The 21,957-nt window shown below is 63.3% G+C and carries 24 protein-coding genes and 2 pseudogenes; 14 read left to right on the forward strand and 12 right to left on the reverse strand.

All coding sequences use genetic code 11. From position 1 onward, the window contains the following. The first annotated feature begins 15 nt into the window (after positions 1 to 15). The 3 genes and pseudogenes from CK218_RS11830 (at position 16) to CK218_RS11840 (ending at position 1,777) form a co-directional block, all read left to right on the forward strand. Positions 16 to 479 (forward strand): annotated as a pseudogene (locus CK218_RS11830) (GNAT family N-acetyltransferase). A 30-nt stretch (positions 480 to 509) separates the two neighbouring features. Beyond that, positions 510 to 1,313, forward strand: a complete 804-nt coding sequence (locus tag CK218_RS11835; protein WP_095827801.1) for a DUF72 domain-containing protein — start codon at positions 510 to 512, stop codon at positions 1,311 to 1,313. A 209-nt stretch (positions 1,314 to 1,522) separates the two neighbouring features. Further along, the gene (locus tag CK218_RS11840; protein WP_067320133.1) at positions 1,523 to 1,777 is read left to right on the forward strand and encodes a hypothetical protein; all 255 of its coding nucleotides are present in this window, start codon (positions 1,523 to 1,525) and stop codon (positions 1,775 to 1,777) included. Between the two features lie 108 nt (positions 1,778 to 1,885). On the opposite strand, the gene CK218_RS11845 is transcribed toward CK218_RS11840, so the two are convergent. Together CK218_RS11845 and CK218_RS31465 are read right to left on the reverse strand one after the other, a co-directional pair. Continuing rightward, the gene (locus tag CK218_RS11845; protein ID WP_082953673.1) at positions 1,886 to 2,062 is read right to left on the reverse strand and encodes a hypothetical protein; all 177 of its coding nucleotides are present in this window, start codon (positions 2,060 to 2,062) and stop codon (positions 1,886 to 1,888) included. Positions 2,063 to 2,415: 353 nt separating this feature from the next. Further along, positions 2,416 to 2,749 (reverse strand): annotated as a pseudogene (locus CK218_RS31465) (ATP-binding cassette domain-containing protein); the annotation flags it as partial. Between the two features lie 265 nt (positions 2,750 to 3,014). On the opposite strand from CK218_RS31465, the gene CK218_RS11855 reads away from it, so the two are divergent. Next, positions 3,015 to 3,407 (forward strand): hypothetical protein, encoded by a 393-nt coding sequence (locus CK218_RS11855; RefSeq protein ID WP_095827984.1) that lies wholly within the window; start codon positions 3,015 to 3,017, stop codon positions 3,405 to 3,407. A 96-nt stretch (positions 3,408 to 3,503) separates the two neighbouring features. Here CK218_RS11855 and CK218_RS11860 read toward each other — a convergent pair whose 3' ends face one another. Further along, positions 3,504 to 4,211, reverse strand: coding sequence for a purine-nucleoside phosphorylase (locus CK218_RS11860; protein ID WP_066992426.1), 708 nt, complete (start codon positions 4,209 to 4,211; stop codon positions 3,504 to 3,506). Positions 4,212 to 4,387: 176 nt separating this feature from the next. Beyond that, positions 4,388 to 6,967: a PAS domain-containing sensor histidine kinase gene (locus CK218_RS11865; RefSeq protein WP_095827802.1), complete on the reverse strand. Its 2,580-nt coding sequence runs from the start codon at positions 6,965 to 6,967 to the stop codon at positions 4,388 to 4,390. A 208-nt stretch (positions 6,968 to 7,175) separates the two neighbouring features. On the opposite strand from CK218_RS11865, the gene CK218_RS11870 reads away from it, so the two are divergent. Further along, entirely contained in the window at positions 7,176 to 7,886 is a 711-nt protein-coding gene (locus CK218_RS11870) for a flagellar biosynthetic protein FliO (protein WP_095827803.1), read from the forward strand. 84 nt (positions 7,887 to 7,970) lie between these two features. Here the strand turns inward: CK218_RS11870 and dksA are convergent, their stop codons facing one another. Then, positions 7,971 to 8,387 carry an RNA polymerase-binding protein DksA gene (gene dksA / locus CK218_RS11875; protein WP_040972254.1) on the reverse strand — a complete coding sequence of 139 codons (417 nt, stop codon included), beginning with the start codon at positions 8,385 to 8,387 and terminating at the stop codon, positions 7,971 to 7,973. Between the two features lie 255 nt (positions 8,388 to 8,642). On the opposite strand from dksA, the gene CK218_RS11880 reads away from it, so the two are divergent. The 4 genes from CK218_RS11880 to CK218_RS11895 all read left to right on the forward strand — a co-directional run bounded on the left by CK218_RS11880 (position 8,643) and on the right by CK218_RS11895 (position 12,409). Beyond that, positions 8,643 to 9,146 (forward strand): histidine phosphatase family protein, encoded by a 504-nt coding sequence (locus CK218_RS11880; RefSeq protein ID WP_095827804.1) that lies wholly within the window; start codon positions 8,643 to 8,645, stop codon positions 9,144 to 9,146. Between the two features lie 63 nt (positions 9,147 to 9,209). Next, complete coding sequence (locus CK218_RS11885) at positions 9,210 to 10,679, forward strand: YcjX family protein (RefSeq protein ID WP_095827805.1); 1,470 nt, start codon at positions 9,210 to 9,212, stop codon at positions 10,677 to 10,679. Beyond that, positions 10,676 to 11,755 carry a TIGR01620 family protein gene (locus tag CK218_RS11890; protein WP_095827806.1) on the forward strand — a complete coding sequence of 360 codons (1,080 nt, stop codon included), beginning with the start codon at positions 10,676 to 10,678 and terminating at the stop codon, positions 11,753 to 11,755. Before CK218_RS11885 ends, CK218_RS11890 begins: the two co-directional genes overlap by 4 nt. Positions 11,756 to 11,881: 126 nt before the next feature. Further along, positions 11,882 to 12,409, forward strand: a complete 528-nt coding sequence (locus tag CK218_RS11895; protein WP_245299552.1) for a hypothetical protein — start codon at positions 11,882 to 11,884, stop codon at positions 12,407 to 12,409. Between the two features lie 68 nt (positions 12,410 to 12,477). Here the strand turns inward: CK218_RS11895 and CK218_RS11900 are convergent, their stop codons facing one another. Then, a complete protein-coding gene (locus tag CK218_RS11900; RefSeq protein ID WP_245433041.1) occupies positions 12,478 to 12,795 on the reverse strand; it encodes a hypothetical protein in 318 nt (105 codons plus the stop codon). A 222-nt stretch (positions 12,796 to 13,017) separates the two neighbouring features. Between CK218_RS11900 and CK218_RS11905 the strand changes: the two genes are divergently transcribed. The 3 genes from CK218_RS11905 to CK218_RS11915 are packed head-to-tail and all read left to right on the forward strand — an operon-like array spanning position 13,018 to position 15,678. Continuing rightward, on the forward strand, positions 13,018 to 14,853 hold the full coding sequence (locus CK218_RS11905) for a monovalent cation:proton antiporter-2 (CPA2) family protein (RefSeq protein WP_095827807.1): 1,836 nt from the start codon (positions 13,018 to 13,020) through the stop codon (positions 14,851 to 14,853). A gap of 10 nt (positions 14,854 to 14,863) precedes the next feature. Next, the gene (locus tag CK218_RS11910) at positions 14,864 to 15,412 is read left to right on the forward strand and encodes a DUF924 family protein (protein ID WP_095827808.1); all 549 of its coding nucleotides are present in this window, start codon (positions 14,864 to 14,866) and stop codon (positions 15,410 to 15,412) included. A gap of 26 nt (positions 15,413 to 15,438) precedes the next feature. Next, entirely contained in the window at positions 15,439 to 15,678 is a 240-nt protein-coding gene (locus tag CK218_RS11915; protein WP_095827809.1) for a hypothetical protein, read from the forward strand. Position 15,679: 1 nt separating this feature from the next. Here the strand turns inward: CK218_RS11915 and folK are convergent, their stop codons facing one another. From folK to folP, 3 genes are read right to left on the reverse strand one after another with little or no spacing between them, the layout of a single operon-like run. Then, positions 15,680 to 16,192: a 2-amino-4-hydroxy-6-hydroxymethyldihydropteridine diphosphokinase gene (folK, locus tag CK218_RS11920; RefSeq protein ID WP_095827810.1), complete on the reverse strand. Its 513-nt coding sequence runs from the start codon at positions 16,190 to 16,192 to the stop codon at positions 15,680 to 15,682. Then, positions 16,176 to 16,535 carry a dihydroneopterin aldolase gene (gene folB / locus CK218_RS11925; protein WP_066992392.1) on the reverse strand — a complete coding sequence of 120 codons (360 nt, stop codon included), beginning with the start codon at positions 16,533 to 16,535 and terminating at the stop codon, positions 16,176 to 16,178. Before folB ends, folK begins: the two co-directional genes overlap by 17 nt. 2 nt (positions 16,536 to 16,537) lie before the next feature. Continuing rightward, on the reverse strand, positions 16,538 to 17,389 hold the full coding sequence (gene folP, locus CK218_RS11930; protein WP_095825308.1) for a dihydropteroate synthase: 852 nt from the start codon (positions 17,387 to 17,389) through the stop codon (positions 16,538 to 16,540). Between the two features lie 84 nt (positions 17,390 to 17,473). Here folP and CK218_RS11935 point away from each other — a divergent pair, with 84 nt between their 5' ends. Both CK218_RS11935 and CK218_RS11940 read left to right on the forward strand, forming a co-directional pair. Beyond that, positions 17,474 to 18,094: a DUF922 domain-containing protein gene (locus CK218_RS11935; protein ID WP_067319718.1), complete on the forward strand. Its 621-nt coding sequence runs from the start codon at positions 17,474 to 17,476 to the stop codon at positions 18,092 to 18,094. A gap of 219 nt (positions 18,095 to 18,313) precedes the next feature. Further along, complete coding sequence (locus CK218_RS11940) at positions 18,314 to 19,801, forward strand: MDR family MFS transporter (protein ID WP_095827811.1); 1,488 nt, start codon at positions 18,314 to 18,316, stop codon at positions 19,799 to 19,801. Positions 19,802 to 19,806: 5 nt separating this feature from the next. On the opposite strand, the gene CK218_RS11945 is transcribed toward CK218_RS11940, so the two are convergent. The 3 genes from CK218_RS11945 to CK218_RS11955 all read right to left on the reverse strand — a co-directional run bounded on the left by CK218_RS11945 (position 19,807) and on the right by CK218_RS11955 (position 21,726). Further along, positions 19,807 to 20,838 (reverse strand): NAD(P)/FAD-dependent oxidoreductase, encoded by a 1,032-nt coding sequence (locus tag CK218_RS11945; RefSeq protein ID WP_095827985.1) that lies wholly within the window; start codon positions 20,836 to 20,838, stop codon positions 19,807 to 19,809. A 91-nt stretch (positions 20,839 to 20,929) separates the two neighbouring features. Next, positions 20,930 to 21,250, reverse strand: a complete 321-nt coding sequence (locus CK218_RS11950) for a 2Fe-2S iron-sulfur cluster-binding protein (RefSeq protein ID WP_095780582.1) — start codon at positions 21,248 to 21,250, stop codon at positions 20,930 to 20,932. Positions 21,251 to 21,357: 107 nt separating this feature from the next. Next, entirely contained in the window at positions 21,358 to 21,726 is a 369-nt protein-coding gene (locus tag CK218_RS11955; RefSeq protein WP_095827812.1) for an Hpt domain-containing protein, read from the reverse strand. Positions 21,727 to 21,957 lie beyond the last annotated feature (231 nt).

Genomic DNA, 21,957 nt, shown 5'->3' on the forward strand with positions numbered 1-21,957 from the left:
TTGGAACAGTCTCAAATGAAGATCAGGCAAGCGCTTGCAGGTGATCTCCAAGCTGTCGTCGCGATAACCACGGACGCCTACGCCCCTATACCGCCCTGTTCGGCGCGCCACCGATCCCGGTGACCGAGGACTATGCACCCCGCATTGCGCGCGGCGAGGTCTGGCTGCTGGAGGATGGTTCCGATCTGGCCGGGCTGCTTGTCCTCGAGCGGCACGACGATCATGCCATGATCTTCAGCGTTGCCGTTTCGCCGGCCTTCCAGGGCAGGAAACTCGGCATCGCGCTGCTCGACTTCGCCGACGAGCAGGCGCGGTCATGGGGCGTGCCGGAGGTGCGGCTCTACACCAATTCGCGCATGGAGCGGAACATCGCGCTCTATTCGGCTTACGGCTATCGGGAAACGGGTCGCCGCGCCAACCCTTACCGGCCAGGATGGATATTGGTCGACATGGCCAAGCCGGTCGACAAAGCAGCCTGAGCCGCATTCAAAACTCGGAGGAGGAAGACGATGAGCCAAGGCAAGATCCGCTCCGGCATGGGCGGCTGGACCTTCGAGCCCTGGGACACCTCCTTCTATCCGGACAAGCTAGCCAAGGCCAAGCAGTTGCACTATGCCAGCCGCCAGGTGCCGAGCATCGAGGTCAACGGCACCTATTATTCCAGCTTCAAGGAGCCGACCTTCGTCAAGTGGGCGAACGATACGCCGGACGGCTTCGTCTTTTCGCTCAAGGGCAACCGCTTCGTCACCAACCGCCGCGTGCTCGGCGAGGCCGGGGAATCGATAATGCGCTTCCTCGGCTCGGGCATTGTCGCGCTCGGCGACAAACTGGGACCGATCCTGTGGCAGTTCGCGCCGACAAAGAAGTTCGATGCGGACGATCTCGAGGCCTTCCTGAAGCTGCTGCCCGAGAAACAGGACGGCGTGCCGCTGCGCCATGCGCTCGAAGTGCGGCATGACAGCTTCATCGTGCCGGAATTTCCGGCTCTGGCGCGCAAATACAATGCCGCCATCGTCTATGCCGACCACGCCAAATATCCGGCGATCGCCGACGTCACCGGCGATTTCGTCTATGCGCGCCTGCAAACCGGCAGCGACGACAATCCCGATTGCTACACGCCGAAAGGGCTCGACGAATGGGCCGGCCGCGTCAAGACCTGGGCGGAAGGCAGGCAGCCGGCCGACCTGCCGCGCGCCGATCCCAAGACCGACGCGCCGGTCAAGCCGCGCGACGTGTTCGCCTATTTCATAAGCGAGGGCAAGGTGCGCGCGCCCTCCGGTGCCATGGCGCTGATGAAGCGGGTGGCGGCCTAAACTGCCGCGGCTCTTTGTTGGAACGCCGGAAGTTTGCCCGGCGCGGAACGCCGTCGGCGGTTGGCTTGTCGGAACCTGCCGGCCATGTTGACCGTTCTGTCCCAGCCGATCGCGAGGTCGGCGGAGGGTTATCTCGCCGAAAGATTCGGTACGGCGACCCTCGCGAAACGCTCGCCACATCCCGCAGCGTCGGAAAGGAGCGAGGGAAGATGACCGTCATCCTCGGTGCGTTGCTTACCATCGCAGGCGTCGTCTACATGGCAGGCGCCACTTTGAGGCGCGGACGCCTGAGTGACCCGGCATCTACAGCGCCGGACCGTCCGGCGCCGAACCTGGCAACACCAGGCCCCACACTGGAGCCGCGGCGACGCGGACTCCGTTTCCTCGGCCTGTCTCAGAATTGGCCAGGTCTGGTGATGATGGCGGTCGGCATCATACTGCTGTTGTCGGTGTTCGTCCTCTGACCTTACGGAATGTCGGAGTCTTCGCTCGCAGCCGCGTGCTCGACATCCACCGCAGCGCCTGAAGCTCAGAGCAATTCCGGAACGGTTGAAGTCTTGCTGCTCAAACCGTCAGTGGTGCCCGATCACTTCGTTATAGGCGTCGAGGTCGACGTAAAAAACCTTGGTTATTTCGCCGAGCAGATCATCCTCGTCGTAGCCCTGCGACATCAGGATGTTGATCGCCGTCATGATATCGACCCGCTCGGTCAGCCGCCGCTTCTGATAGTCCTCGACAAAACGTTCCATCGCCTTCCCCTGGCAAGCTTTTGTTGGACGCATCGACCGACAATCACTGCGGGGAAAGCTAGGCAGGCTTGCTTGCGCGGACCTTGCGGGCGGAGCCCGCGCCATCCCCCTTCATCTCGACTGATACGGAAAGAGCCCGACTCACCAAGGCCATGAAAGACTAGCATGCGCTATTGGTCGCGCCAGAGCCGTCGAACACTTCGTCATCCTTCCGCGTAACGACTCGAACCGGAGCGAAGACCCAAGGATCCATTCCGTTACTTGGAAGCGTCATTAACGGTGCATAATCCGCAATGATCTAGGCGTCCGCACGAGGAATCTATTCTGCATCGCGAGACCGGCGACGGCGTGCGTAGCTTCGGCCGCTTCACCAGCGCCCGCCCGAGTGGCGAGCTGCCGCTGGTCACCGCACAGGTCGCCGCCGCGCCGCGAAGGCATCTGCCTCAGCACCGCAAACACCTCGAAGACATGCGAAGGAATGTTGCGGTCGCCGCGCCGAAGCGGCGCGAAGCCGGACTTCAGATTTTCGAGGACCGTGAGCAGCGGAGAAATCTCCCTGCCCTGCGGCACGATGCGATGCCCGACCGGGCGCGGTCATACGCCGCGCTCCGGTCGAGCGCCTTCCCCTCGAAGGCAACCCTTCCGCTCGTCAACCGGTGATGGTTGACGATCCGATCTCATCAAACTGGGTTGCAAGCGACGTGCCAAACGCGGACGCATGCGGGGATCAGGAGAAATAGTCATTAAATACAAACACTTAGCGCTTGAGAAGCGAATAAAACGACGCCGATCAAGCACCCTGGGTTTGAGAAAACGTTGCGCAACTCTGCCTAGATTTTGCCCAAATTATGAAATTGCCCAATGCTTAATCTCGTCTCCCTGCTGGCACTCGCCGGCCAGTTGCGGGGCAGCGGCAAAATGGGGCAAGGTCGCCGCCGAAATGAGCGACCGCATGGCCTTCCCGATTCGCATTCTTCTGAGCTTGCTGCTTCTTGCGTCGGCCGTGGGCAAGGCCCGCGCGGACTTCGCCGAAGGCAAGCTTCCGGACGGCGTCTATCATTGCGAGGTCTATCTGCTCGGCCTCTTCCTCAATCTCGGCGACATCACCATCAAGGGCAATGTCTATAGCGGGCCAGTGACCTTCGGCACGTCGGGAACCTACAACTACCAGATGGACGCCAATGGCGAGATCAGCTGGCTCGGCCCGCTCGGCGGCTATACGAGCGGCGGCAACTCGATCTCGCTGACACAGGCGACGCTCGACGATCCAGGCGGTCCCTCCTTCGACATCATCATGAAGCAGCAGGACGGCGCCTTTACCGCCTCCACCTGCACGAAACATTGATCGAACAAGGAACTTCGCTTCGATGCTGCGCACAACCTGCCGCTTTATCTGCGGGTCGCCGGCCGACAGCCGAGGGGCAGTTGAAGCGGAAACCGCCTAAGCAGTGACCGCGACTTCCAGTGCCAGGCGGGTCATGTCGGTGAACAGCGCCTGGCGTTCGGAATACTCGGTCTGCTCGTCGGCGGCGACGTGGTCGACCACGGTCAGCAGCGATAGGGCGCGCGCGCCGAACTGCGCCGAGATGCGGTAGAGCGCGCTGGTTTCCATGTCGACCGCCAGCGCGCCGAGCGCCCTGGGCTCGTCGAAGCGGGCGCGGCCATCGGGATGATGGAAGATGTCGCTGCAGACGGTCAGGCCGGCGCTGCAGGCAATGCCGAGATCGGCGGCCCGCTGCAGCGCCAGCGCATGGAGCGCCTCATCGGGGCCGGCCGGCTGGTAAAGTCCGAACACCTGCCCGCTGATCGGGCCCTCGGCGCGCACGGCGCTTGAAACGACCAAGCCCCGCAGCGGAACGTCGTCCGACAATGCGCCGCATGTTCCTGTGCGGATCAGCGTCTTCACGCCATGATAGTCCAGCAACTCATGGGCATAGATCAGGAAAGAAGAGACGCCGATGCCGGTTGCCTGGATGCTGACCGGCTTGCCGCGGAAACGGCCAGTGAAGCCGAGGGCGCCCCGACGGAGATTGATGCAGCGCGGCGCCTCCAGAAAAGTTTGCGCCATCCACTGCGCGCGCTCGGGGTCGCCCGGCAGCAGCACCGTTTCGGCATAATCTCCCCTGCCCGCCTCGATGTGCGGCGTCACGCGCTATCACCCCCATGACAGGACCCATCCGATCGCCATCATGGCAGGCTCGCTGCAATGTGCAAGCGATAGCTGTTTAAGACATGTCGCCTAAAAGGGCGCAGCGCTTTTGGGGAAACGACCTCCATCAAGCAATGATCTGAAGCGCGTCGCCTGATCTGCTTCACCGATGCGCTTTAAGATTCCAGCACGTCTTTGACGATCGTCGCCAGTTGCTTGAGCGAGAATGGTTTGGGCAGGAAGCCGAAATGCGCGTCGGCCGGCAGGTTTTTGGCAAAGGCGTCCTCGGCATAGCCGGAAACGAAGACGAATTTTATGTCCGGCTGGCGCTTGCGCAATTCGCCGAGCAGCGTCGGCCCGTCCATTTCCGGCATCACCACATCGGACACGACGATGTCGACCTTGCCGCCGAGTGCCTCGAAGACCTCCAGCGCCTCGACGCCGGAGGAAGCCTCGTGAACGGTGTAGCCGCGCGAAGTCAGCGCCCTCACGCCGCCCATGCGAACGGCGTCCTCGTCCTCGACCAGAAGCACGGTCGCCGAACCTGAGAGGTCCTTCGCCGTGTCGGCCGGCTTGGCTGGAGCTGCCGTCGCCGCAGTGTCGGCAGATTCGCTCGCCTTCTTCACCTCCGTCACGTGACGCGGCAGGAAGATCCGGAACACCGTGCCCTTGCCGACTTCGGAATCGCAGTAGATGAAGCCGCCGGTCTGCTTGATGATGCCATACACCATCGAGAGGCCAAGGCCCGTTCCCTTGCCGACCTCCTTTGTGGTGAAGAACGGCTCGAATATCTTCCTCAGCACCTCCGGCGCGATGCCGCTGCCCGTGTCCTCGACCTCGACCAGCACATAATCGGCCGGGATAAGCTCGCGATACGGGAACGATTTGCACTCCTCGGCCATGACGTTGCGGGTGCGCACGGTAAGATCGCCGCCGGTGGGCATCGCATCGCGCGCGTTGACGGCGAGATTAACCACCACCTGCTCGAATTGGCCGATGTCGACCTTGACCGGCCACAGATCGCGCCCGTGGTCGATCTTCAGCCTGATATCGTTGCCCACCAGGCGGGCAAGCAGCATGCGCAGATCGGCAAGCACATCGGTCAGGTTGAGAACTTCCGGCCGCAAGGTCTGCTTGCGCGAGAAGGCCAGCAACTGCCTAACAAGCGACGCCGCCCGGTTGGCGTTCTGCTTGATGTTCATGATGTCGGGGAAGGACGGGTCCGACGGCCGGTGGTTGGTGAGCAGGAGGTCCGACGCCATGATGATGGCGGTGAGCACGTTGTTGAAGTCGTGCGCGATGCCGCCGGCAAGCTGGCCGACCGCCTGCATCTTCTGGCTCTGCGCCATCTGGCCCTCGAGCGCCTTCTGCTCGGTAGTCTCGACGGCGTAGACGATGGCCGATTCCTCCGCACCCTCGCTACCGGCGCCGTCGGCGACGGCATTCACGTAGAAGCGGATGTGGCGCTCCTCATGCCCGGGTAGCAGCGAGTCGATCGGCTCGATATTGGCCTGCCGCTGCCGCGCCTTCTCGAAGGCGGCGGCGAAGGCCGGCCGGTCGCGTTCATGCACCACGCTCTCGAAACGCACGCGCCGGTCGACAGCGTCTCGGTCGACGACGGACGAAAACAGCGACAGGAACGGCGCATTGGTGCGCAGGATGCGCCCGCCGGCATCGACGCCGGCTATCGCCATCGGCGTCGAGTTGAAGAAACGCGTGAAGCGCACCTCCGAGGCGCGCAGGTCGGCGGACGCGTCCTCTCCCTGGGTGCGGTTGAGCACGATGGTGCGCGTCGGCCCGTTCACTCCTTCGCGGCTTGCCGAAACGCGGTGCATGAAGCGGACCGGCAGTGCCTGGCCGCTCATTGTCGTCAGATCAAGGTCGATGACGGCGTTGCGCGTGGCGCCGGGATCAGCCTTGACCGAGCGGACGAGCGCCATACCGTCGCCGGCGACGATCTCCGGCAGCGTGACCGCGCCCGGGGTGAAGCTGGCAAGGTCGATGCCCAGCCATTCGGCAAGCGTCGCATTGATATAAGTAACGCGGCCTTCCTGGTCGGCCGAGAAGAAGCCTGCGGGCGCGTGGTCGAGATGGTCTATCGCCTTTTGCAGGTCGAGGAAGAAACGCTCCTGTTCCGCCCGCTCCTGCGAGATGTCTGCGATCTGCCAGGCAAGCATCGGCAGCCGCTGGCCCGGCACATTGAAGGCGCGGGCGCGGACGCGGTACCAGCGCGCGCCCGGCTCGGCCCCAGGCTTGATCGATTGCGCCAGGCGGAATTCACCGTCGCCGGCCTGGCCGTCGCGCAGGCCGGACGCCAGCCGGTAGATGGTCATTGAAGCCTCGGGGACGTCCGAAAGCAGCCCCTCGACCGTCTTGAGGTCGGCCGCCGAAGCGGCACCCGTCATCTCGGCATAGGCCCGGTTGGCGTAGATTACGCGACCCTTGGTGTCGGTGACCAGGAGGCCTTGCGACATTGAATCGACGAACGCTTTGGACAGCTCGTCTCCGGTTGAACGCGGCGCGATCTGCACGAAGCCGATCGCCGTCGCGAACAGAAAGCCGACGCCGATCATGGCGAGCACGCCAAGCATGCCGAGCAGGAACGGATCGCCGAGGCGCTCGCGGAACAACCCGAAGACGACCGCCGCGCCGGTCAAAACGACGATGAAGATGATGAGCCTGGCGATGGCGCCCGGACGCGTGTTTTGGTCGACGATCGGTACCGGATAGAAATCGCCGCGCGTTTCCTTGGCCATGTGCCCCCTGCTCGTGATTCCGATACCCCGACACCCGCGAACGGCCGGTTGAATCACATTCTCCTGTAGCGGAAAAGGCCCGGACGGCAAATGTCCGATAAAATCAACGATTCATGTTTCAAACTGTTCACGATGGGTGATGTCGCCTTGCGGAGGCTAGTCCCTAAGGTCTAGTGTCGCGTCACTTCAAAGGCGATTGGGTGCACCGATGCTGCAGTGGCTGGATAGCGTAGCGGGGCCGGGTTACGTCGCTGCAATTCTATGGACGTTCGCGGCCCTTGTTCTGCTGGTCGTGGTCCTGCTCGTCATCAAGGTAGTCCGCAACCTGACTTTCGGCACCTTCGTTGCCGGAGGCCGGAATCGCAAGACACGGCTCGCCGTCATGGACGCCACCGCTGTCGACAGCCACCGCCGGCTGGTGCTGGTGCGGCGCGACGATATCGAACACCTCATCCTGATCGGCGGCCCGACTGATGTCGTGGTCGAGCGCGACATAAGGCTGGCAGCACCTCGCCGCCCGGCGCTGACCGGAGACAGCGGCCAGCAGCAGACCGCCGCGCCGCGCCCGCGGGCGCCTCAGCCCGCACCCGCCGCGGCCCGGCAGCCGACCGCACCGGCGCCGGCTCCCGTGAGCGAGCCCGTGTCGCGCCCGCGCGCGGCGCCCCCTCCGGCAAAGCCGCTGGTACCGCCTCCCCCGGCCGCGAAAGTCATGCCGCTCCCTGCGTATGGGACGAATGGCACTGGCCGGCAGGCCCCGCCGCAGCCCTCCAACGACTCGATCGACGACACACTGATGCACGAGCTCGAGGCATCGTTGGAGGAGTCCCATTCCAAACCGGCAAGCAAGCCGGCGGCGAAGCCCTCGCTCGATGACGAGATGACCAAGCTTCTCGGCGAGCTGGCCAGCCACAAACGCTGACCCCCAAACGATTGCCGCTCAAAAAAGAAAATGGCCGGAAAGATCCGGCCATTTTCGCAAAACCTGCGTCTGTCCCAACCCGCGTCAGTCGTCGCGGTAGACCTTCTCGCGGCGTTCGTGGCGCTCCTGCGCCTCGATCGACAGCGTCGCGATCGGGCGGGCGTCGAGCCGCTTCAGCGCGATCGGCTCGCCGGTTTCCTCGCAATAGCCATAGGTGCCTTCGTCGATGCGCTGCAGCGCGGAGTCGATTTTCGAGATGAGCTTGCGCTGGCGATCGCGGGCGCGCAGTTCGATGGCTCGGTCGGTTTCGGAAGAGGCGCGGTCGGCTAGGTCGGGATGGTTGGCGTTTTCTTGCTGGAGGATTTCGAGTGTTTCACGCGCTTCGCGAAGGATGTCATTCTTCCATGTGATAAGCTTCTGGCGGAAGTATGATTTCTGCCGTTCGTTCATGAACGGCTCGTCTTCGGAGGGTACGTAATCGGCGGTAACGATGTCGTTCATTCGACTCACCCAACAACCCCAAATTTGGCGCCTATATATTCGCGGACAAGGGGCTGCACAAGCGGAAACAATAACAGTTTCACGCATTTGTTAGTCTTCGCAGCAGCAGGCATTCGCGGCGGCCATTTCTCAACGGTCGAGATCGAAATCATCAGCGATTCGGCGCGGTTGCGCGTCCTATGCCATTGTGCACGACACCGTTCTGGTGACTAATCGCCAAAACGCTCAGCGTATTCAACATAAAGGGGGAGCCGGTTGAGCAGACTTTATCTGTTGAGGCATGCCAAGGCCGGATGGGCGCTGCCCGGCGTTCGTGACTTCGATCGTCCGCTCGACGAATCGGGCATGGCCGACGCTGAGGCGATGGGTGACGCCATGCGGGCCCGCGACTACGTGCCGGATGTCACTCTCTGCTCCAACGCCAAGCGAGCACGGCAGACCCTGGAAGGCCTTGCGGGCCGCACCGACACCGGCCGGGTGCTGTTCTTCGACACACTCTACAGCGAAGATGCCGCCGGTTACCTCGAAATCATTCGTAAGAACAGCGGGGCCGGCTCATTGCTGGTGATCGGCCACAATCCGATGACCGAGGACCTAGCCATGGCGGTGTCGGGCGAAGGCGATGAGACCGCGCGAGGCATGCTCAACCACGGCTTTCCTACTTCCGGACTCGCCGTCGTGCGTTTTCCCGGCAATCTCGGTGAAGCAGGCCAAGGCCTTGGTTATCTCGAGGCCTTTCTCAGTCCCGCCGATCTCTGACACCATTTCAAACGCCTTGCCCAAGGCCTATATCGGGCCCTGACGGGCGACCCAGAGGCAGATTTGGCATCATCGCTGACCACTTTCACCGACGAGGCGAGGATTGCGCTCGACACGTTGTCGGGCCGGGCCGCCGGGCTCTTCTCCCCATCCCTGCGACTGGGCGTCACCGGCCTCTCCCGCGCCGGCAAGACGGTGTTCATTTCCGCTCTCGTGCATAACCTTATCCATGGCGGGCGGCTGCCGCTGTTCGAAGCGCAAAAATCGGGCCGCATCGCCCGCGCCTTGCTCGAGGAGCAGCCGGACGACGCCGTCCCGCGCTTCCAGTACGAGGACCATGTCGCGGCCCTGGTCGACGACCGTGTCTGGCCGGATTCGACGCGCGCCATTTCAGAACTGAGGCTGACCATCGAATACGAGTCGGCCTCCGGCTGGAACCGGCTGTTTTCGGCCGGAAAGCTGTCGATCGACATCGTCGATTATCCCGGCGAATGGCTGCTTGACCTGCCGCTGCTCGGTAAATCTTTCGCCGATTTTTCGCGCGAGGCGGTGGAGTTGGCCGCCCTGCCGGTCCGCTCCGACCTGTCACAGGCGTGGCAGGAGCTGGCCTCCTCGCTCGATCCGGACGCCGACGCGGACGAGATGACGGCGCGCCGTCTCGCCGAAAGCTTCGCCGCCTATCTCAAGGCTTGCAAGCTCGACGAACGTGCGCTGTCGACGCTGCCGCCGGGTCGTTTCCTGATGCCGGGCGATCTCGAAGGCTCGCCGGCGCTGACCTTCGCGCCGCTGATGAAATTGTCCGAACGGCGCCGCCCCGGATCGCTGCAGGCGATGATGGAGCGCCGCTACGAGGCCTACAAGACGCATGTCGTAAAACCGTTCTTTCGCGAGCATATCACCCGTCTCGACCGCCAGATCGTGCTGATAGACGCCATGCAGGCGCTCAACGCCGGCCCGGCCGCCATGGCCGACCTCGAACGGGCCGTCACCGAAATCCTCTCCTGCTTCCGACCCGGGCGGGGCAATTTCGTCACCGACCTGTTTTCGAGGCGCATTGACCGCATCCTGGTGGCGGCGACCAAAGCTGACCAGTTGCACCACGAAAGCCATGACCGGCTGCAGGCGATCGTGCGCCGCCTGGCCGATCGGGCGGTGGCGCGGGCCAATTTCAGCGGCGCCGATGTCGATGTGGTCGCCATGGCGGCGGTGCGCTCGACCCGCGAGGGCACCGTGAAGCAAGGCCGCGAGACATTGCCGGTGATCATCGGCACGCCCTTGAGAGGCGAGAAGATCAACGGCGAGATATTCGACGGCAAAGCCGAAACAGCCATATTTCCCGGTGACTTGCCGGAAAAGGTCGATCCCGTGTTCGACGCTTCCGGGCAGCAGGCGGAAAACAATGAACCGGCGATCCGTTTCGTGCGCTTTCGTCCGCCGAAGCTCGAGCGGACGGCCGAAGGCGTCACGCTGTCTTTGCCGCATATTCGCCTCGACCGCGCGCTTCAGTTCCTGATCGGAGATCGTCTGGCATGAATCCGCCCCGCAAACCGGCGGCCTTCCGCATCGAGCCCGAGTCCGCGCCAAGGCACGAGGCGCCGCAGAAGCGTGGCGCCGAACAGCCCGTGCGCAGGCCACGCGCCGCCAGGGCCGATGTCGCCGTCGTCATTCCCTCGGAGATCGACGTTTTCGACCAGCCGGATATCGAGCAGGCCCCGCCGCCACCGGCTACCGCTCCAAGGAGGCGCTCACTGCTGGCACGCCTGTTTTTCGGAGCTTTCGGCGTGCTTGTCTCGCTCGCGGTCGGCTTGTGGATGGATCAGCTCATCCGTGACCTTTTCGCGCGCGCCGAATGGCTGGGCTGGCTGGCGGCCGGCATGGCGGCCATCGCGCTTTTGTCGCTGCTTATCGTCCTGATCCGCGAGTTCCTCGCCATCGCACGCCTCGCTGAGGTCGAGAAACTACAGCGACGGGCCGTGGATGCGGTTGCGCGCGACGACCCCAAGGCCGCGCGCGCTTTGGTCGACGAGCTTTCCGCCTTTGTCGCAGCTAAACCGGAGACCGCGGCCGGCCGCCGCTCGCTCGCCGAATTGCGCGGCGAGATCATCGATGGCGCCAATCTGGTGCGGCTCGCCGAAACCGAGATCCTGTCGCCGCTCGATGCCCGCGCCAAGATGATGATCCTGGAGGCCGCGAAGAGGGTCTCGCTGGTGACGGCGGTCAGCCCGCGCGCGTTGGTCGACGTCGCCTATGTCGTGTTCGAAGCCGGCAGGTTGATCCGGCGCCTGTCGGAACTTTATGGCGGCCGTCCCGGTACGCTGGGCTTCTTCCGCCTGGCGCGCGGTGTGCTCGCCCATCTCGCGGTGACCGGCTCGATCGCCGTCGGCGACAGTTTCATGCAGCAGATCGTCGGCCACGGCCTTGCCGCGAAGCTCTCGGCAAAGCTTGGTGAAGGCGTCGTCAACGGCATGATGACGGCGCGCATCGGCATCGCGGCGATGGAAACGACGCGCCCGCTGCCGTTCATTGCGGTAAAGCGACCGGGGCTAGGCGATTTCCTCTCGGCATTGACCTCGTTCGCGTCGCGAAAGGATGGCCAAAGCGAGCAGTAAGGTAAATGCAGAAACGGTCGCCAGTGACGAAGCATTAACCAATCTTCTTCATGGTCACTCTGGTTCCAACAGCAGACTCGTTCGTGCCGGGTGTTGTCAATGAGAAGCGTAATCTTGTCCTGCGTCATGACCGCAACGGTTGCGGCCGCCGTACCGCTCGGCCTCGTCGAAAGGGCCTTTGGAGCAGAGGCTGACAAGCAGTTTTTCCGCTCGGTCGAAGGCAAATGGGTCGGCCCTGGCGAAATCATCGCCGGCAAATACAAGGGCACGAAATTCACCTGCAATTTCAACGGTTCCACGCCGGACGGCAAGGTCGGCATGACGCTGGACGGCGACTGCCGGGTCGGCGTTTTCACCCAGAAGATGTCGGCGACGGTCGAACGTCGGGGCCGGGATGGTTACAAAGGCACTTTCATGGGCGGCTCGACCGGCAACGGCATGGACATTGTCGGCGGCAATGTCGTCGATCCCCAGAAGGTCGTCTTCACCATTAACCGCAACCAGTTGAACGGCGTCATGCAGGCGCGCGTCCCCGACGACAATTCGATGACCGTGACGGTCGCCGTGCGCGTCGACAAGCAACTGGTGCCGGTCATCGGCATGAGCCTAAAGCGGGTCGACACGGTCGAAGTCGGCTCGATCGCGAAGAACTGAGCAAAGCGCGATCGAGGAAGACAAAAGGCGGCAGCCAATGGCCACCGCCTTCTTTCGTTTGACTTGGCTCAACCCTTGATGGCGGCAGTCACTTCGTCATATGCCTTGCAGGCTTCGTCCAGCGTCGTGGCATTCTGATATTTCGTCGTCACGGCCTGCACCTTGGCCGTCAGATCAGCCGCCTTGCTTGGATCCTTGGTGATTGCTTCCTGAAGCGCGGCAGCCATGTCCTGCGCCTTCTTGGCGGCGATCTCCTGTGTGCACTCCGGTCCCTTCGAACAGGCCGAAACGGCCAGCGCCGCAACGCCAACGGCAACGAGCAAAAACTTCTTCATGTCAGTCATCTCCTCAAAAAAAGGCAGCGGCCCATCGCCGCTGCCCTCCAATGGCTGAAGCTCCATAGCCAAAGCCTACCGGCCTTAACCTTTGATTGTGGCGGCGCGCAACGACCGGGCTGCGTAAACTTGTGTACGAAGCTGCAGCGCGAGTTTGTCTGACGGCACACGCTCGTTTTCGGGCCGACACCCCTGCTCTTCCTGCCAGGCCCCCTGCCCTTGCCTCGCACTCCCGCTGCATGCAAGGAGTGCTGAAACGAAAGGACGGCAGTCATGGCGGCTGAAGCATCGGGCAGCGATCTCGTACAGGTAGTGGCGCTGCTCGCTGCCGGCGTGATCGCCGTGCCGATCTTCAAGCGCATCGGGCTGGGCTCCATCCTCGGCTATCTCGCTGCCGGTGTGGTCATCGGGCCGTTCGGCCTCCGCATTTTTTCCGAATCGGAAGCCATCCTTCACGTCGCCGAGCTTGGCGTCGTCATGTTCCTGTTCATCATCGGCCTGGAAATGCAGCCGTCGCGGCTCTGGGGCCTGCGCCGGGAAATCTTTGGTCTCGGCGCGCTGCAGGTTGGCGTCTGCGCCGTTCTGTTGACGCTCGTCGGCCTGGCCGGAGGCTTTCCGATCGCGCAATCCTTCGTCGCCGGCGCCGGCTTTGTGCTGACCTCGACCGCGATCGTCATGCAACTGCTCGAGGAGCGCGGCGAGATCGCCGCGCCCAAGGGGCAGCGCATCGTCTCGATCCTTCTGCTCGAAGACCTGATGATCGTGCCGCTTTTGGCGCTGGTGGCGTTCCTGGCGCCGGGGGGCGCGGAGACCAGCCTGTCTGAGCGCTTGACCGAAGTGGGGATCGGGATCGCGGCGATCATCGGCCTCGTCGTGGCCGGTCGCTATCTGCTCAACCCGCTCTTCCGCATCCTAGCCGATGCCCGCGCCCGCGAAGTGATGACGGCCGCCGCCCTGCTGGTGGTGCTTGGGTCGGCGCTAGCCATGCAGCTTTCCGGTTTGTCGATGGCGATGGGTGCGTTCCTCGCCGGCGTGCTGCTCTCCGAATCGACCTTCCGCCACCAGCTCGAAGCCGATATCGAGCCGTTTCGCGGCATCCTGCTCGGCCTGTTCTTTCTTGCCGTCGGCATGTCGCTCGACCTTGAACTCGTCGCCCAGAACTGGCGCCTGGTCGCCATTTATGTCGTCGCCTATATGGTCATGAAGGGGCTCGGCATCTATCTGGTCGCGCGTATGCTCAAGAGCGGCCATCGCGAGGCGCTCGAGCGCGCCGTCTTCATGGCGCAGGGCGGCGAATTCGCCTTTGTGCTCTATTCCTCGGCCGCCGTCGTCGGCATCATCGACGGCCAGGCCAATTCCACGCTGACCGCAATCGTCATCATCTCCATGGTGCTGACGCCCGTGGCTATCTTGGCACTGCGCTACCTCACCCCGCGCGACGAGCAATCGCTGGAAGGCGTCGACATCGCCGACGGGCTAACCGGCAGCGTGCTGATCATCGGCTTCGGCCGCTTCGGCCAGATCGCCAGCCAGCCGCTGCTTTTGCGCGGCCTCGACGTCTCGATCATCGACAATGAGGTCGAGATGATCCAGGCGGCGGCCGATTTCGGCTTCAAGGTCTATTACGGCGACGGCACGCGGCTCGACATCCTGCGTGCGGCGGGCGCTGGCCGCGCGCGCGCCGTGCTGATCTGCGTCGACAAACCGGACGTGGCCGTGCGCATCGCGCAATTGATCAAGGCCGAATTCCCGCTGGTCACTATCCTGGCGCGTGCCTTCGACCGCGGCACCGCGCTGCAACTCATCCGCGCCGGCGTCGACTATCAGTTGCGCGAGACCTTTGAATCGGCGCTGGTCTTCGGCGGCTCGGCCCTGGAAGCGCTGGGCGTCGATCCGGAAGAGGTAGCCGAGGTGATCGAGGACGTCCGCCGCCGCGACACAGCTCGCATCGAGACACAGCTCGCCGAAGGTATCCGCGCCGGCCAGCGCTTTCTCAAAGGCAACATCGGCACGCCGATCCCGACCCCGCTCGCGCAGCCGCGCCGCGCCGGCCGGGCGCTGAACGAAGAGACGGCCGGCGTGCTGAACAAGGCAGAGACGAAGAGCTGAGGAGCAACGCATGGCAGAACTCGACCCGCGGGCGCTTGCCGTCACCAAATTCTGGCGCGATGCCGGCGAGGACGCCTGGTTCGAGAAGAACGACGCGTTCGACTCGGGTTTCCGCGACTGCTTCCTCGAGCTGCACCACGCCGCCGCCCGGCGCGAATGCGACGACTGGAGTGAGCATGCCGAAGGATCGCTGGCGCTGATGATCCTGCTCGACCAGTTTCCGCGCAACTGCTTCCGCGGCACCGGACATATGTACGCGACCGATCCGCTGGCCAGGCATTTCGCCGATCGGGCGATCGCAGCCGGTCAGGATCTTGAGCTCGAAGAAGCGCTTCGTGTCTTCCTCTATCTCCCCTTCGAGCATTCGGAGTCGCTCGCGGATCAGGAACGCTCGCTCGAACTCACAGCGGCGAGGGCGCCGGATTATCTCAAATACGCCAAGGAGCACCTGGAGATCATCCAGCGCTTCGGGCGCTTTCCGCACCGCAACAAAATGCTCGGCCGCGAGACGACGCCAGAGGAAAAGACGTTTCTCGAGGGCGGCGGTTTCTCCGGCTGAACAGGCAAACTGCGGATAATCAACACATGATCGAGCTAGCAGGGCGGACCTACGAAGCCACGATCGGAAGCGACGTCCAACGCGATGGCATGTATCTGGAACTCGCCGACCAACACGGGCACATTGTGGGCCAGATTTTCTTTTCGGATTTCGATAGGAAGATGACCGTGACCCTGTTTGAGTCTGAAGTGTCCGTGGAAGTGGTTGAATGGATGATCGCCACGGCCAAGATCCGTTTTCCTCCAACCAATCCCACCCTCGGCTAATCTAAGCGAGCCACCACTCCCGGCCGGACGGCAGCCGCTCGATCCCCGAAATATCGACGGCGCCGAGCCGCTCCGACACGCTTTTGTTGCCGACCACAAGGTCGGGCGCGATCTCGGCCAGCGGCGCCAGCACGAAGGCCCGCTCCAGCATGCGCGGATGGGGAACCTCAAGACCCGTCTCGTGGATCACCCGGTCACCGAACACCAGAATGTCGATGTCGATCAGGCGCGGCCCCCAACGTTCCTCGCGCACCCGCTTCAGGCGCCTCTCGACGTCCAGGCAGAGATCGAGCAGGCCGCGTGGCGAGAGCGCCGTTTCGATCCCGGCGGAGGCATTGAGAAAATCCGGCTGGTCGAGCTTGCCCCACGGCGGCGTCCGGTAGAGTGAGGAAACAGCGGTGACGCGCGTCTTGTCGTCGCCGTCCAGCATGCGCAGCGCCGCGGCCATGGATTTCGCCGGATCGCCGAGATTGCCGCCGAGGCTAAGGTAGACGGCGCTATTGAGGCCAGACAACTGTCACCTCGACATGATCGAGCACGCCCGGAACCGGGGCGTTCGGCTTGCGCACGGTAATTTCCGCTTTCCTGATCTGTGGAAAGCGCGCCGCCAGCGCTTTCGCCACTTCCAGCGCCAGCGCCTCGATCAGGAAACGCCGGTGCCCGGTGACGATCTTCTCGATGACCGCGAAGGCGATGCCGTAATTGACGGTATCCTCGATCGAATCGTCCTCCAGCGGCCGGCTGGGCTCGACGGTGAGTTCGGCGTCGACATAAAAACGCTGACCGAGCGTCTCCTCCTCGTCCAGCACGCCGTGCCGGGCAAAGAAGGCGCAGTTCTTCATGCGGATGACATACATCGTCAGCGTCCGGGAGAAAGTTTTTCTCGCGCCAGCATAGCATCGGCCATCGCTAGCGCATCCACGTTGATTGCGACATCGTGGACGCGAAAAAGATCGGCTCCCTTGAGCCTTAGAATGACGCTCGTGGCCGCCGTGCCGACAGCGCGCTCAGCGGGCTCGCGCCCGGTGACGCCGCCGATAAAACGCTTTCGCGACGTTCCCGCCATCAGCGGAAAGCCGAGCGCCTGAAGCTCGGAGAACCGCGCCATCAGATCGAGATTTTCCTCCGTCGTTTCCTTGGCAAAGCCGAAACCGGCGTCGAGCACGATCTGGTCCTCGGCAACATTGCTGGCGCGCGCGATCTCCAGCGATTTGCTGAGGAACAGAAGCTGGTCCTCGATCACGTCCGGCAGCTTCTGGCGTTCACGGCCGGTATGCATAATAATGAGGCCGGCGCCGGTCTCGGCCGCGACTCTCGCGATGCCGGGCTCGCGCTGCAGTCCCCAGACATCGTTGACGATATGCGCCCCCGCAGCGACGGCCCGCCGCGCGGTGTCCTCGCGATAGGTGTCGACCGAAATCAGCGCCTCGCCCGATGCCGCGAGCGCCTCGATGACCGGCAGCACCCGCGTCTGCTCTTCTTCGGCGCTGATCGGGGCAAAACCGGGCCGCGTCGATTCCCCGCCGATGTCGATGATGGCCGCGCCCTCTTCCGCCATGCGGCGCGCCTGGGCTATCGCCTTCTCCGGCGCGATGAACAATCCCCCGTCAGAAAAACTGTCCGGCGTGACGTTGAGGATGCCGACCACGACCGACTTGGGGCCGAGGTCGAGATGGCGTCCATGCGCGAGCTGCCACCGCCTTGTCGTCATTGTCCATCAACCATGCGTGATCCGCGCGAAATCAATTTCGTTGCGCCGGCAACGGCCGTAAAGCAAGGTGCGTGAAGAGGCAACATGATGAACCGTTCCCTGCTCTGCGCCCTCATGCTCACGCTGGCCGCCACGCCGGCCGCCGCGGCAAATCTGGTGAAGACCTACAGCTATTTCAGCGTCGGCGGCCGCACGCTGGACGACATCGAAAAACAGCTGACGAAAAACGGACCGGAAGTGAAGAGCACCGGCTCCCGGCATCCAGGCGCAACGCAGATGGCTTTCACCACCCGCGTCAGCTACGCGCAAACCGCAAATTCATGCCGGATCGCGAACGCGCAGGTGACCGTGAAGGTCAAGGTGATCCTCCCGGAATGGCGGCGCCCGCGCAAGGCGGATCCGCAGGTCAGGCTGTTCTGGGATACGCTGTCGGCCGACATCAAGCGCCACGAAGAGCGCCATGTCGAGATCGCCAAGAACCATGCGCGCGAACTCGAGGACGCGCTGAAGGCGACTTATCCGCAAAGGACCTGCGAAGCCGCGAAGGCCCAGGCCGCCCAGATCTCGGCCGCCATCCTCGCCAAGCACGATCGCGCCCAGGTGCAGTTCGACCGCGTCGAAAGCGTCAATTTCGAGAGCCGAATCATCCGGCTCCTGCGCTACCGGATGCAGCGCACCCAAAGCGGACGGTTGCCACCGGCTTGACCATTGGAGCGGTGGTGCCGGCGAAAGCCAATACTGCCGAAACAATGGTGCCAGATTCCAAAAACTTTCGAGCACCGGTCGAAAACGGCCTATATCGACCGACATATATCGGGTTCGCCGTCCGGCGGACTGTGGAAACCGAGATACGAATGACGGGCGCAGGACGCCCCGCACCGGCTGCTTCTTGCCGACGGCGCACCGACCTTGAAAGAGTGACGCATGGACCAGACCGTCGACAATCGCACGACGATGAGGACAATGGCCTCGCCGTCGATCAGCGAGAGCGAGAAAAACGCCATCATCGGCGGCGTGCTCTTGTCGATGCTTCTGGCCGCGCTTGACCAGACCATTGTGTCGCCTGCGTTGCCGACCATCGCGCGCGCGCTCGGCCACGCCGAATACCTGCCCTGGATCGTGACCGGCTATCTGCTGACGGCCACCGCGATGGCGCCGCTCTACGGCAAGATTTCCGACGTCTACGGCCGCCGGCCGGTCATCTACGCCGCCATCCTGATCTTTCTTTTGGGATCGCTGGTCAGCGCCCTGGCCCCCAACATGCTGGTGCTGGTCATCGGCCGGGCGATCCAGGGGGCCGGCGGCGGCGGCCTTTTCGCGCTGACGCAAACCGTCATCGGCGATCTGGTGCCGCCACGCGAGCGGGCCCGCTACGCCGCATGGATCTCCGGCACCTGGGCGGTCGCCAGCGTCGCCGGCCCGCTGCTTGGCGGTGTCTTCGCAGAGCATCTCCACTGGTCGTTGATCTTCTGGATCAACCTGCCGATCGGCTTCCTGGCGATGGCCATCATCAACAATCCGCTGAAGAAGTTGCCGATCGCGGCCAAACATCACCGCATCGACGGGCTGGGCGCAGTGCTCTTGGTGATCGCCACGGCGCTGCTGCTTCTGGCGCTCAACTGGGGTGGCAGCACCTATCCGTGGTTCTCGCCGGAAATCCTTGGGCTGGTGGCCTGCTCGGCCGCGTTCTGGGCATTGTTCGCGCTGCGGCTGCTGAGGGCCAGTGAGCCTTTGATCTCGCTCGAAGTGCTGGGTAACCGGATCGTGCTCGCCGGCACGTTGTCGATGTTCCTGCTGCAGGCGGCAAATATCGGGGCGTCGGTTTACCTGCCGGTCTATCTGCAATCGGTCGTCGGGCTCTCGGTCAGCGAATCCGGCATCGCCATGCTGGGTCTGCTGCTCGGCACCGTTGCCGGTGCCACCTTCAGCGGCCGCATGATCCCGCGCTTCGTCCACTACAAGCGCATTGCCATGGTCGGCGTCAGTTTGGCGATCGTGTGCATCGGGGTGCTGAGTGCCATTGCGACACACGCCTCGCTGCTCGAAGTCGAAATCCTGACGACCCTCATTGGCCTCGGCAGTGGCACGACCTTCCCGGTCAGCACCGTCTCGGTCCAGAACGCGGTCGATCGCGCCCATCTCGGTGTCGCGACCGGCGTCCTGACCTTCCTGCGCACACTGGGCGGCGCGCTTGGCGTCGCCCTGCTCGGCGCCGTCGCGCTCGGCTACGGCCTGCCGCTCGCCGCCGAGGGCTCGCAGACGCATATCGAGCTGACATCGGCAATGCCGTTCGTGATGATCTTCCTCACCGCCGGCATCACTCTTGTTCTGGCCTTGATCGCGCTGGCGCTGATGCCGGAAAAGCCGCTGCGCGGGAAGGACGAGCACGCAGCGCCCGTGCTCGCCGAATGATCACGTCAATCATGGACGCCGAGCTTCTTTTGCAGGCTGGTCGACGAGGTCGTGTACTGGAAGACGATGCGCTCGCCCGGGCTGACGATGCGTTTTGCAGCCTGCGCCATCAGGGCGACCTCATGGAAACCTGAGAGGATCAGCTTCAGCTTGCCCGGATACCAGTTGATGTCGCCGATGGCGAAGATGCCGGGAACCGACGTCTGGAATTTCTCGGTGTCGACCGGGATGAGGTTCTCATGCAGGTTCAGCCCCCATTCGGCGATCGGCCCGAGTTTCATGGTGAGGCCGAAGAACGGCAGCATGCGGGTGCATGGCACCTCGATATCGCCATCGGGGCCACCCTTGATGGTGGCGGACGAGAGCTGGCCGTCGGCGCCCGCGAGCCCGCTCACCTGACCGACCAGGAATTCCAGCTCTTTCATCTCCTGCATGGCATACATCTTGTTGACGCTGTCGGGCGCAGCCCGGAATTCCGGACGCCGGTGGACAAGCGTCACGCTTCTGGCGATCGGCTGCAGGTTGAGCGTCCAGTCGAGCGCCGAATCGCCGCCGCCGACGATGACGAGATCGTGGCCGCGGAAATCTTCCATGCGCCGGACCGAATAGAACACGCTCTTGCCCTCGTAGCTCTCGATGCCCGGGATGGGCGGTCGCTTGGGCTGGAACGAGCCGCCGCCCGCGGCGATCACCACCACCTTGGCTTCGAACACCTCAGCCTCGTCCGTGGTGACGCGGAAGCTGCCGTCCTCGAGCTTTTCGAGGCTTGAGACCATCCGGTTGAAAGTGAAGTCCGGCTTGAAGGGATGGATCTGTTCGAGCAGCTTGTCGACCAGACCCTGGGCAGTGATCATCGGCCAGCCGGGAATGTCGTAGATCGGCTTTTCCGGATAGAGCTCGGCGCATTGCCCGCCGGGACGGTCGAGGATGTCGATGAGATGGCACTTCATGTCGAAGAGCCCGAGCTCGAACACGGCGAATAGGCCGACCGGCCCTGCCCCGACAATGAGTACGTCCGTCTTGATCGTGTCCGTCATCAGCTCCCCCATTTTGGGAATGCTGGCGACAGTGCATGAGCATTGGCTCGCTGCCAAGCAGCCACGGCAAAATTGGAAATGGAGACTTGGTTCAGCCCTGGCGTTCGGGAACGCGCACGACCAGACCGTCGAGCGCGTCGCGCACCTTGATCTGGCAGGACAGGCGCGAGTTGGGCCGGACGTCGTAGGCGAAGTCCAGCATGTCCTCCTCCATCGCTTCCGGCTCGCCGACCTCGCCCGTCCAGGCCTCGTCGACATAGACATGACAGGTCGCGCAGGCGCAGGCGCCGCCGCATTCGGCCTCGATGCCGGGCACCGCGTTGCGGATCGCGTTTTCCATGACGGTCGAGCCGTTCTCGGCCTGCACGTCGAATTGAGTACCGTCATTGGCGATGTAAGTCAGCTTGGCCATTTGTCACCTGAGGAGTCGCAGCCGAGATAATCACTCCGCCGGACAAGTCAACTGCGGCGCGAAAGCGCCACCGCATGACGTTTTTTCTGGATGTGCTCCCTGGAGGACTACCGGCTGATGGCGGCGATGAAGTCCCGCACTTCATCGATCAGCACGCCCAGCTTCCTCAGGCTGTGACCATCCTCAGGCTGCTTTTCGATGGCTGCAGCGCATTCGGCGACGGCAAAGGCGCCGATGCCGCGGGCCGAGCCTTTCAGGCCGTGTGCAAGGAGCACCCGTTCCTTGACATCCGCATCGACGATCTTGTCGCGCACCGAAAGCGCCTGCTGCACGAACAGCGCCAGCACCTCCTGTTCGAGCGCGCGATCATCCATCGTCTGCCGCGCAAGGTGGGCCATATCCACAGGTCGCGAACCTGCCGTCCCCGACACGTCGCCGCCGGGCATGGAAAACGCAATACCAATCTCGCCACGCATACGCACTGCTGCTCCAAGAAAGGGCCGGCCGGCGGCCCGAAAATAGGCGGATTCCCGTCGCCAACGGGTTAACGATTGCCGGGGAAAAATGTTGTCACGGAGGCAGCCAAATCACGCTCTCGTTAACCTTATATTTAAAGTTTTACGTATCGCCGGGAATGCATGTTTTCTTTACCCGTGTGTGTCATTACGATACGAACGTCCATTTTCAGCCTCCTGTCTGGGACCAGA

It is taken from the genome of Mesorhizobium sp. WSM3879 (assembly GCF_002294915.1).
Lineage (GTDB): Bacteria > Pseudomonadota > Alphaproteobacteria > Rhizobiales > Rhizobiaceae > Mesorhizobium.